The organism is uncultured Caballeronia sp. (genome assembly GCF_964243625.1).
Classification (GTDB): domain Bacteria; phylum Pseudomonadota; class Gammaproteobacteria; order Burkholderiales; family Burkholderiaceae; genus Caballeronia.
The window spans coordinates 5,925-16,620 of sequence record NZ_CAXTGZ010000076.1; the positions used below are offsets into that span (position 1 = coordinate 5,925).

The 10,696-nt window shown below is 60.6% G+C and carries 12 protein-coding genes (1 of these 12 running past the window's edge); 3 read left to right on the forward strand and 9 right to left on the reverse strand.

The features are described 5' to 3' along the window. Positions 1 to 234, forward strand: partial view of a diguanylate cyclase domain-containing protein gene (locus ACFFAR_RS07630; RefSeq protein WP_375507709.1) — the end only. It extends 903 nt beyond the left edge of the window; 234 of the gene's 1,137 nt are visible here — the last part of the coding sequence; its start codon lies off the left edge, out of view; it ends in the stop codon at positions 232 to 234. A 19-nt stretch (positions 235 to 253) separates the two neighbouring features. Here the strand turns inward: ACFFAR_RS07630 and ACFFAR_RS07635 are convergent, their stop codons facing one another. Then, positions 254 to 541 (reverse strand): hypothetical protein, encoded by a 288-nt coding sequence (locus ACFFAR_RS07635; protein WP_075360074.1) that lies wholly within the window; start codon positions 539 to 541, stop codon positions 254 to 256. A 275-nt stretch (positions 542 to 816) separates the two neighbouring features. Here ACFFAR_RS07635 and ACFFAR_RS07640 point away from each other — a divergent pair, with 275 nt between their 5' ends. Next, positions 817 to 1,467 carry a DUF2278 family protein gene (locus ACFFAR_RS07640; RefSeq protein ID WP_174364583.1) on the forward strand — a complete coding sequence of 217 codons (651 nt, stop codon included), beginning with the start codon at positions 817 to 819 and terminating at the stop codon, positions 1,465 to 1,467. On the opposite strand, the gene ACFFAR_RS07645 is transcribed toward ACFFAR_RS07640, so the two are convergent. Together ACFFAR_RS07645 and ACFFAR_RS07650 are read right to left on the reverse strand one after the other, a co-directional pair. Beyond that, a complete protein-coding gene (locus ACFFAR_RS07645) occupies positions 1,464 to 1,805 on the reverse strand; it encodes a zinc ribbon domain-containing protein YjdM (RefSeq protein WP_174364584.1) in 342 nt (113 codons plus the stop codon). The two genes, ACFFAR_RS07640 and ACFFAR_RS07645, sit on opposite strands and share 4 nt — an antisense overlap. A 102-nt stretch (positions 1,806 to 1,907) precedes the next feature. Further along, the gene (locus ACFFAR_RS07650; protein ID WP_174364585.1) at positions 1,908 to 3,080 is read right to left on the reverse strand and encodes an alpha-hydroxy-acid oxidizing protein; all 1,173 of its coding nucleotides are present in this window, start codon (positions 3,078 to 3,080) and stop codon (positions 1,908 to 1,910) included. 71 nt (positions 3,081 to 3,151) lie between these two features. Between ACFFAR_RS07650 and ACFFAR_RS07655 the strand changes: the two genes are divergently transcribed. Next, positions 3,152 to 3,979, forward strand: a complete 828-nt coding sequence (locus ACFFAR_RS07655; protein WP_062001214.1) for an IclR family transcriptional regulator — start codon at positions 3,152 to 3,154, stop codon at positions 3,977 to 3,979. 9 nt (positions 3,980 to 3,988) lie between these two features. Here the strand turns inward: ACFFAR_RS07655 and dapA are convergent, their stop codons facing one another. The 6 genes from dapA to ACFFAR_RS07685 form a co-directional block, all read right to left on the reverse strand. Next, positions 3,989 to 4,894: a 4-hydroxy-tetrahydrodipicolinate synthase gene (gene dapA / locus ACFFAR_RS07660; protein ID WP_075360078.1), complete on the reverse strand. Its 906-nt coding sequence runs from the start codon at positions 4,892 to 4,894 to the stop codon at positions 3,989 to 3,991. 26 nt (positions 4,895 to 4,920) lie between these two features. Next, positions 4,921 to 6,630, reverse strand: coding sequence for an ABC transporter permease subunit (locus ACFFAR_RS07665; RefSeq protein ID WP_375507711.1), 1,710 nt, complete (start codon positions 6,628 to 6,630; stop codon positions 4,921 to 4,923). Positions 6,631 to 6,726: 96 nt separating this feature from the next. Beyond that, positions 6,727 to 7,824, reverse strand: a complete 1,098-nt coding sequence (locus ACFFAR_RS07670) for an ABC transporter ATP-binding protein (protein WP_062001211.1) — start codon at positions 7,822 to 7,824, stop codon at positions 6,727 to 6,729. A 45-nt stretch (positions 7,825 to 7,869) separates the two neighbouring features. Next, on the reverse strand, positions 7,870 to 8,976 hold the full coding sequence (locus tag ACFFAR_RS07675) for an ABC transporter substrate-binding protein (RefSeq protein WP_075360080.1): 1,107 nt from the start codon (positions 8,974 to 8,976) through the stop codon (positions 7,870 to 7,872). 88 nt (positions 8,977 to 9,064) lie between these two features. After that, positions 9,065 to 10,492: an FAD-linked oxidase C-terminal domain-containing protein gene (locus ACFFAR_RS07680; protein WP_174364058.1), complete on the reverse strand. Its 1,428-nt coding sequence runs from the start codon at positions 10,490 to 10,492 to the stop codon at positions 9,065 to 9,067. Next, positions 10,489 to 10,696: hypothetical protein (locus tag ACFFAR_RS07685; RefSeq protein ID WP_375507710.1), on the reverse strand; the 208-nt coding region annotated here is incomplete at its 5' end. The genes ACFFAR_RS07680 and ACFFAR_RS07685, both read right to left, overlap by 4 nt.

Below are 10,696 nucleotides of genomic sequence, written 5' to 3' on the forward strand. Positions count from 1 at the left end.
ACCATCAGCGCGTCGGGTCACGACGACGCCGCGGCTTTCGCCGACCGGCTGATCAGTGAAATGTCGTCGTCGTTTGCATTGACATCGCATGTCTCGGTGAACGTAGGCGCGAGCATTGGCGTGGCGCTCGTACCGGACCATGGCGCGGATGTCTTGACCGCACTCAACGCCGCCGATAAAGCCCTGAACGTCGCCAAGGCCATGGGAAAAGCGCGCTGGAGCCTGGCGACTTAGCAAGCTTCATCAAAGCGCGTCAGCGTTTATCTTCCAGCGACGACCCGCCGCTCAGCCACGACATGTCCACGTGCAGCAGTTCCGATAAACGCCGGCAATCCGCATTGCGCGGCAAAGTAATTCCCGCCCGCCACAACGCGACATCACCCTCGGTGACCCCAAGCGATTTCGCCACGCGCTGCGACGTCAGCCGCGAGCGCTTGATGGTCATGTCGAGCCTTGCAGCGAATGCGCGGCCCAGCCGTTGGCCGCCGCTATTTTCGCTGCTGTCGCTGACATGGTGGTCGGTAAGACTGTGTGCGTTCATGAATGCGCAATGCCAATGGCGGTTACGGTGTTCGAACGGGGAACTGTATGGGATCAAAAAGTCGTGTTAGTGACATTACATTCGCTTTAACGGGTGAAATGTTTTCAGGCGCACATAACAATAAAGATGCGGAAATGCCAAGCCGCCGCAAGCACGTTTCCTTGACGTTTTGATGTCAGGCGCACATTTGAATCAAATTTTGTTTCGGCGGCGGCTCAAGCCGGCAAAGCGGCGCAAACTTTGCTGCATGTAAAACTTAAACCAGGGAGGAACACATGTCAGTGAACTATGGCGTGCTCAAAGGCACGGTAACTGGCCACCTTCGCAACGCCGACGATGACCATTACCAGATCCTCGTCCACGGCGGCACGACGGTTTTTCGAATTGCATCGAATGTGAAATCGTCGGCGCCGCACGCGCCTTCCACCGTGCTGTTCGAAGAACTCGATACGCTACCCGCGGCTTTTATCAGCGAGCTGGCTGCGCTCACCCCGGGCTTCACGAAGTTGTCATCGACGCCTGGCGGCCTTGCGATCGACTACGTGCGCGGCGGCCTTGTCGATACAAAATCGATGAAACCCGTTCCGGCCGACGCGCCCGGTGTGAACAACGACCTGAAGGACAAACTGGAAGACGCGGTCGTGACCGCAATGGCCATGGAAGGATCGATTGTTTATGCGTTCGGATCGCGCTGGGGCCCGGAGCAAAACAAACCGGATCAGTACTTCAACTTCGTTCCCGGCAACGGTGTTCACGATATCCACATGAACCAGGGCAACGGCGGCCAGTACGCGAGCGACAACGGCGCGTATCAGGACGGCGCGCTGATGATCGCGTATCCAAACAATACGTGGCGTGCATTTTTCTTCGCGTTTCAGTCGCAGACTTTCGATACCGATGCAAACGGCAACCCCGTGAAGGCTTAAACCTTCTTCAGGTAGCAGGCCTTGAGCATGAAACTGCCGGCGTTCATCTTGCAATCGACTTCATGGTCGCCGCCAACCAGCCGGATGCTCTTCACTTTCGTGCCGACTTTCAGCGTGATCGATGAGCCCTTGACCTTGAGGTCCTTGATCAGCACAACGGAATCGCCATTGGCGAGCACATTGCCGTTGGAGTCCTTGACGACGGGGGTTTCGTCGTCAGTGGTGGACGCGGTATCGGTTGCGGACCATTCGTGGCCGCAGTCAGCGCAAATGATGCGGTCCGCGTCGGCGTAAGTGTTTTCCATCGAGCAGAGCGGGCAGGGCGGGAGCGTAGACATGATTCCTCAAATAATCGTAACGGTCGAAGCGATGCGAACACGTTCTGGAATGCAAACGGGATCGCTTCGAAAGGCGGGATTATAGAGGGCGCTTCAGCCGGTTCATGTTCTGCAATGCAACCCATGATTGACCACATCATTCGCATTGCCGATAAACGCCGGACCCAGGTCGGCAAGTGTCTGGCACCCGAGCAAACGCATCGCGATCAACATCTCGTCCATCATCAGCGCGAGAACGCCGGCTGCACCTGCCAGGCCGTTCGCCGCGACGCCATACAACGGCGCGCGTCCAAGCAGCACGCCGCTTGCGCCCAACGCGACCGCTTTCAACGCATCGCTGCCGCGCCGCACGCCGCCATCCACCAGCACGGTCATGTCGCTGCCGACCGCGTCCACGATTCCCGGTAAGACCTCAACGGGCGCAAACGTGCTGCCCAATTGCCGGCCGCCATGATTCGATACAACGATGCCATCTGCCCCATGCTTCAAGGCGAGCGTTGCATCGTCGGCGCTCATCACGCCCTTGACGATCACCTTGCCAGTCCAGTGCGCGCGGACCCAATCGAGGTCGGTCCATCCGAGGTTCAGATCCATCTGCCGGCTCAGCATGGCCGAATGACGCGATAAATCTGCGCGCTCACCCACGCTCTTCGCGATGTTCTTGAGTTGCAGCGAACCGGAGCGCGCCATTTGCATCGACCAGTGCGGATGCATCATGCAATCGGCAATGAGCTTCGGCGTCAGCCTCAACGGCAGTTTGAATCCGTTGCGCGTGTCGTGGTCGCGCTTGCCGTGCACGGGGACATCGACGGTGAGAAGAAGCGTCGAGTAACCTGCAGCGCTCGCGCGCCGCATGATGTCTTCGGCAATGCCTCGATCCTGTTGCACATAGAGCTGCATCCACAAGTCGCCTTGCGGCGCGGCGGCGCGCACGTCTTCGAGCAGCGACGTGGAAGCCGTCGATAACGCGAACGGCAAACCCGCGCGGCTCGCCGCCTGAGCGAGAAGTTCATCGGCGCGCGGCCAGAACAGGCCGTTCAAACCCGTCGGCCCGACGATCATCGGCGCGGCGGCTTCACGCCCGAAAAACTGTGTTGCCGCCGAACAAATGGACACGTCCTTCAACACGCGCGGCTTGAAAAGCCACTGCTTGTAGGCGTCCGTATTGCGCTTCAACGCATCGCCGTCTTCTGCACCGCCATCGAGATAATCGAACGCCAGGCGCGACAAACGCCGGCGTGCAGCAAGCCGGTAATCCGCTACCGATGAAACCATTCAAGCTCCCTGATTCGATTGCACTACAATCGTGATAATCACAATCCGATACTTTCAGAAGCCCAACAAGCATGGTCAAAAGCGCTGCCGGCAAGCCAGAAGAGTTAGCCGAGAAAGAGACTCAGCGCTCGTCGCTGTTTGTCGGATCGACCGAAAAAGCCTTCCAGGTCCTGCACGCGTTCGACGGTCCGAGCCGCCACATGACGCTCGTGGATATTGCACGCGCCTCCGGTCTCGATCGCAGCGCCACGCAGCGCCTCGTGCACACACTCGAAGTGCTCGGCTATCTGTATCGTGTGCCGGAAACGCGTAACTACGGCCTGACCACCAAGGTGCTGCAATTCTCGTACAACTACGTGCGTGCGAACGAACTCATCGACAAAGCCTCGCCGTATCTTCTGGACATCAGCCGCCGGCTTGGCGAAACCACCAACCTCCAGGAACTCGACGGCCACGAGATCGTGTTTGTGGCGCGCTTTCCGGGGCAGCATCTGGTGAACATCGACATCGTGGTCGGCGCGCGTTTGCCGGCCATGTTCACGGCGTCGGGCATTGCAATCCTGTCGCGCCTTTCCGATGAACGCGTGCGCGAGATCCTCTCGCAAACCCGGCTCGATCCGATCACGCATTACACCGAAACCAACCCCGAGAAGCTGCTGGAACGCGTGCGTAAAGTCGCGCGGCGCGGTTATGCGGTGATCGAAAACGAAACCGTGCTCGGCGATATTTCCGTGGCCGCGCCGGTGACCGATCACGGCGGCATGGCGGTCGCCGCCATCAACATCTCGGTGCCAACGTCGCGCTGGTCTATCGAACGCGTTGAAGCCGAGCTCGCGCAGCACGTGCAGGTCGCCGCGACTTCCATTTCGAAGGCGCGGCTTTCCGGCTACAAGCGCTGAGCGTTCACTTCAAAGCTTGCGTTCGAACAGATCGAGCTGCTTTTCGAGTTCGGCGCGCAGATTCGCCGACAACGCCGGGTCCGCCTGAACCAGCGGCGCGAGCATGTCGGGCGCGTGGACATCGATAAGATCCATCACCGATTTCATCGGACCGGGGTTGGTCTCGGCGAACGCCAGGTTCATCAGCGGGATCAGCGAGCGATGCAGCGCGAGCGCATCCTGGGTCTTCCCTTCGCAAGCCAGGTCATAGATCCTTTTCCATGCGGTCGGCAACAGCGTCGCTGTCACCACGATGCCACCGCGCGCCCCGGCCGCCACATGCAGCGGAAACAGCGTGTCTTCGCCGCTCAGAACAGCGAACGATTCATCCACGCCCGCGACCGTGCGCAGGAAGTGCCACATGTCCGTGTTGCACGCCTTCATGCCGATGATCCGCTCGTGCTTCGACAACTCGTGCAGCACTTCGGGCGCAATCGAGATCCGCGTGCGATACGGGATCTCATAGATGAGGATGGGCAGCGGCGATTCGTCGGCGTATCGCAGGAAGTAATCGCGGATGCCGCCTTGTGTCGGGTTCGTGTAGTACGGCGTCAGCACGAGCAGAGCGTCGGCGCCGGCCGCGGCGAAGTCCTTGCCGGCTTGCATGGCATCGTGATAACCGGGATCGAGTACGCCCGCGATCACCGGGATCTTGCCCGCTGCTTCCTTCGCCGTGATCTCGGCCATGCGAATGCGTTCCGCACGCGAAAGCGCGCCGTATTCGCCCGTGCCGCCGAGCGGTACCACGCCATCCACGCCTTGCTTCAGCAGATAGCGCATCAGGGCGCGGGCGGCATCGGCGTTGATCGTGTCGTCAGGATTGACGGGTGTTGGAATGGCCGGAAAAACGCCACGCAGTTGTTGAGCTGAAAGCATGAGTAAGTCCTGTAAAACGATGGTTTTCAAGAAGCAAGGCTGCGTCGGCGCAAGCGGTCAGCGACCCAGATCAGCACCGCAATGAACGCAAACAAACAAGTCGATACCGACGCAATGACCGGCGAAATCTGCATGGTGATTTCGTCCCAGAACTGCTTGGGCAAGGTCGTGCTCAAGCCGCCCGACGAGAACAGCGCGATGGTGAGTTCATCGAAGGACGTCGCGAACGCGAACAGGAACGACGACATCAAGCCCGCGCCGAGGATCGGGAAGGTGACGCGGCGCAACGTGGCCCACGGACGCGCCCCCATGCTTTGTGCAGCGAGGTCGAGGCGGGTGTCGTAGTTGCGCAGCACGGCCATCATGGTGATCACCACATAAGGCACGGCGACGACCGTATGCGCCAGCACGAGCCCATACGCCGAACCGATCAGCCCGATCTTCGCGAAGAAATAGAACACGCCGACTGCGATGATCATGCGCGGCACGACGATGGGCGCGAGCACGAACGCAAGCATTGCGGCCTTGCCTTTCATGCCGCCGCGCACGAGCAGGAAGGCGGCGGGCGTGCCGATCAGCATCGAGAGAATGCCGGTGCCGATACCCACGAGCATTGAACGCGTGATGGCCTGCATCCATAGCGGCGAATCCGCGATCTGCCGATACCACTGTAACGAGAATCCATGCGGGGGCCATGCGAGACCGGAAGCGGAATCGAAGGAAAGCGGGATCATCAGGAACGCGGGCGCGCTCAGGAACACCAGCAGCAGGATCACGACTACACGCAGACTGAGGCTTGCGCCAACAGTTGCGCGTCTGCGGCGTTTCGGAAGCAGGCCGATGACAAAGTCGGTCGCGTTGCCGAGCGTCGTCAGGATGAAATCGCCGAGCTTGCGGCCGAATCCGCTGCCGTGTTTCGGGCCGCGTGCGGAGGAGCCGCCCGCCATTGTCGAGAGTCCGACCAGGCGGTCGTAGATGAGGAACACGATCAGCACGACCGCCAGCAGCAACACGGAGATCGCGCCCGCGAACCCCCAGTTCAACGCCTGCATCACCTGATCGATGATCAATTGCGTGATCATTGTCTGATGGCGTCCACCGAGCAGCGTAGGCGTAATGAAAAAGCCGATGGCGGTCACGAAAACCATCAACGCGCCCGCTGCAACGCCCGGCAGCGACAACGGGAAATACACCTTCCAGAACACGGTTCCCGGACGAGCGCCGAGTGTGGCTGCGGCGCTCGGCAAACGCCGGTCGATGTTCTCCATGACCGACAACATGGTCAGCACCGCGAGCGGCATCAGCGCGTGAACCATGCCGACGATCACAGCGGAAAAGTTGTAAAGCAGGTTCAACGGCCGGTCGATGATCCCCAGTCCCACCAGCACCTGATTGATCACGCCATTGCGCCCGAGCAGCACGACCCAAGCAAACGTGCGCACGAGAAAGCTGGTCCAGAAGGAAAGCAGGACCCAGAAGAGAAGGCGGTTCTTGCGCTCCCGCGTCAGCGATGAAATCAGATACGCGATCGGATATCCGGTGAGCACGGAAAAGAACGTCGTCCAAAGGGAGACCTTCAGCGTGATCAGCAACACATCCACATAGACCGACGATGCAAACAGCCGCTTGTATTCCACGAGCGTGAAACCGGTGCCGTTATGCACGCTCAACAGCAGCAGTTGCCCGACGGGGTAGACCAGCATCACGAGCAGCAGGATCACGATCGGCGCACTCATCGCACCGGGGCGCAGCCATGCGCGCCATCGTGCGGGACGCTGCGGCAGTGCGTCGGGACGGGGCTGTTCGGCAATCAGGGCGGAGCGATTCATTTTTTACCCCGCTATCGCGACAGCGTCGGCAGTCAGCCACGAAAGCCCGAGCGTCTGCCCGATTTCGTACTGGCTGCCGAGCCGGTTGGTCGGAAATGCGGCGACGAGCGGCGGTGCATCGGTGACATGCGACTGCAGATAAAGCTTGGTCATGCTGCCGGTCACCATGATGTCGGTGAGTTTCGCCGACAAGGTGCCGCCGTTGATGAACCCTGCCGGCGGTCCATCGTGGATCTGCAGGTTTTGCGGACGGAGCATCAGCTTCACGGACTTGCCGTCGCGGATCACGGCGTCGTACGCCATCGCGTTCACATTCGCGCCGCCTTGCACGCTGATCCGGACTTCATCGCCCGTGCGGCCGGTCACGACTGCATCGAGCAGATTCGATTCACCCAGGAAGTCCGCCACGAACACGCTCTTCGGCCGGAAATACAGATCCGCCGGCGAGCCAAGTTGCGCGATCGATCCCGCGTTCATCAGGCAGATGCGATCGGACATGGTCATCGCTTCTTCCTGGTCGTGCGTGACGTACACAATCGTCGTTCCCAGATCACGATGAATCCGCTTGATCTCAAGTTGCATCTGGTCGCGCAATTTCTTGTCAAGTGCGCCGAGCGGTTCGTCCATCAGGATGATCGATGGCCTGTACACCATGCAGCGCGCAAGCGCGATCCGCTGCTGCTGGCCGCCCGACAATTCGCGCGGATACCTCCCTGCGACATGCGGCAGGTGCACCATCTCCAGCGCCTGCATGACCTTCTCGCGCGTGGCCTTTGCATCGGTCTTGCGCATCTGCAACGGGAACGCGACGTTTTCCGCGACCGTCATGTGCGGGAACAGCGCATAGTTCTGAAACACCATGCCGATGTCCCGTTCATACGGCGCGCCATATGTCACATCGACGCCGTTGATGCGCACCTGGCCATCGTCCGGTTGCGACAACCCGGCGATAAGACTCAGCAACGTGGTCTTGCCCGAACCGCTCGGTCCGAGCAGGGTCAGGAATTCGCCCTGGGCGACGTCGAGATCAATGGGAGCGAGCGCCACGAAGTCACCGTAGCGCTTGCAGAGTCCCGTGATTTGAAGGTTCGAGGCAGACATGGTGATGGCATCCCTTGCTATGAAACGCGGTGACTGAAACGAGGCTCAGGTCAAGATCCAGCTATTGAACTTTTCGAGCGCGACGCTTTGCTTTTCCTGCCAGAATTTCGCATCGATATGCAGGCCATTCTTCATGTTCTCCGGGAACGTCGGGCAATTCTTCGCGATCTCCGGCTTGATGAAGTTGAACGCTTCGGGCTGCGTGACACCGGCAGGGAAGTACTCGACGAGCGCGGCCTGACGCTTCGGATCGGACGCGAACTTGATGAACTCGCGGCAGGCCGCGGCGTTCGGCGTGCCCTTGAGTATTGACCAGTTGTCGCAGCCCCAGATGTTCTGGTTCCACACGATCGCCACCGGCGCGCCATTTGCAATGGCCGATTGCGCCCGCGATACCCACGTGCTGATCATGTCGACTTCACCCGAGCCGAGCATCTGTTCGACTTGCGAGCCTGTCGTCCACCACACGTCCACATGCTTGGAAATCTTGTCGAGACTCGCGATGCCTTTGTCGAAGTCGACCGGATACACCTGCGATGCCGGCACGCCGCCGCCCATCAGCGCTTCTTCGAAGGTATCGAACGGATATTTACGCAAGCCGCGACGGCCCGGAAAGTCCTTCACGTTCCACATGTCGGCCCAGGACGCCGGGGCCTTGCGTCCCTTGAACGCATCCGTGCGATACGCAAGTACGGTCGTATAGACGTTCGTGCCGACCCCATACGGCGACATGTATTGCGAGGGAATCTTGGCGATCATCGGGTCCGCTTCCAGACCGTGCTTCTCCAGATATTCCTTGCCGCCGCCCGTAAGCAACAGGATTGCCGGCTGGCTGATCTTCGCCATGTCCCACGTGTAGCTGCCGGTCTCGACCATGCTCTTGATCTGCGCGGTCGGTTCGGCGTTGGCCTGCACGCCGACGACTTCAATGCCGGTCTTTTCCGTAAATGGCTTGTAGAAAACGGCGCCATACGCTTTGGTGTAGATGCCGCCGTCGTCACGAATCACGATCCGTTTGCTCGCCGCGCGCGACGGCGTCCAGACGAACGGGAACGCGACCGCAGCCGCACCGGCGGCGGCAGTCTTGATGACCGTGCGGCGGCCGGGATTTTGAATCGCTTGAATCTCATCGCGTGCGGGCTGCTTTTTCATGTCGGCTCCAAGTGTGGATAAAAACAGAAACGCCAGGGGTGCGGATGTCCGGGCTTCTTTGTTGGCGGCCCGGATCAGGTTGGGTTGCTCAGGGAATCAAGCGTCCCGGATTGAAAAGATTCTGCGGATCGAGCGCGGTCTTCACGGCGCGCATCAGACCCAGTTCCGCCGATGACTTGTAGTGCGCCATCTCGGGCAATCCGGTTTGCCCGACGCCATGCTCGGCGCTGAAGGTGCCGTGCAGTTCGTGCGCGACATCGTTCACGCAGCGGCGCATGGCGTTGGCGATCGACGTGGGATCGGGCAGTTCGCGCCAGGCATCGAAGGTGAAGAAGGGGATGAAATGCGCGTTGCCGTCGCCGAGATGGGCGACCACGAGAACGGCGAGCGCCGGGACGATTTCATGCACTGCGGCCGTCGCCCGTTCTATAAACACCGGTACCGCCGAAACCGGCACCGCACAATCCGTCGTGAGGCCCACGCCGCCCTTCTTGTTCGCCTCGGACACGCTGTGGCGAATCTCCCAGAGCGTCGCGCGCTGTGTTTCGTTGCTGGCGAGGATCGCGTCGTGAATCAGGCCCTGTTCGGCGGCATGTTCGAGCGTTTGCTGGAGCAGGGCGGCCATTTCGTCGCCGCCGCCGGTATCGGCGAGTTCGACGAGCACATGCCACTCGTGCAGTTCGCTGAGAGGATTGCGCCGCCCCGGCACATGTTCGATAACCAGTTCCAACTGGCGCCGGTTGATCATCTCGAACGCGCTCAGGCGCGAACCGCATGCGGCCTGGAACATGCCGAGGATCTGCAGCGCGGCGGCGGGATCGACCGGCGCAAACCATGCGAGCGCATGTTGCGTGGGCAGCGGATGCAGCTTGAGCGTGGCGGCCGTGATGATCCCGAGCGTGCCTTCCGTCCCGATAAACAAGTGTTTCAGATCCAGGCCCGTGTTGTCCTTGCGCAAGGCGCGCAGGCCGTTCCAGATGGTGCCGTCGGCGAGGACGACTTCCAGGCCCAGCACGTTGTCGCGCGTGTTGCCGTAGCGCACGACACCCGTGCCGCCGGCGTTCGTCGACAAGTTTCCACCGATCTGGCACGAGCCTTCTGCTCCAAGGCTTACCGCGTAGAGCCGGTTTTCCGCCGCCGCCGCGTCCTGCACGGTTTTGAGCACGCAACCGGCTTCCACTTCCATCGAACCGTTGGCGGCGTCGATATGACGGATGCGCCGCATCCGCGCGAGATTGACGATGACAGGCGCCACGCCTTCGTTTCGGGGAATGGCGCCGGCGCAGAGGCTCGTATTGCCGCCTTGCGGCAGGACCGGCACGCCATGCGCGGCGCAAAGCCGGACCACGGCCGCGACCTGCGCCGTGTTCGACGGTTGCACGACCGCCGTGGCCGGTCCTTTGTACCGGCCACGCCAGTCTTCGGTGAAGGGCGCGAGGTCGGCGCCCTGGGTCAGGACCGCGTCGGCTCCGATCTCGGTTTTCAGGGCTGCGATCAACGTCGTGACGTCATTCATGTTCCAGTTCCTTGGGAAGGGCACCGGCTGTCGCTCGAATCAGCTAAAAGGCCGCGTCTGAAGAGCAGGATATGAAGAAAAAAATCGCATTGAAATGCCTTTAATCGCATTGCGATTACACTAAGCGTATTCGCCGATACAAAAATAGCGTCACGCCGATGCACTGCGGCACGATTCGCACGAAAGAAGGGAATTTTTTGGCCG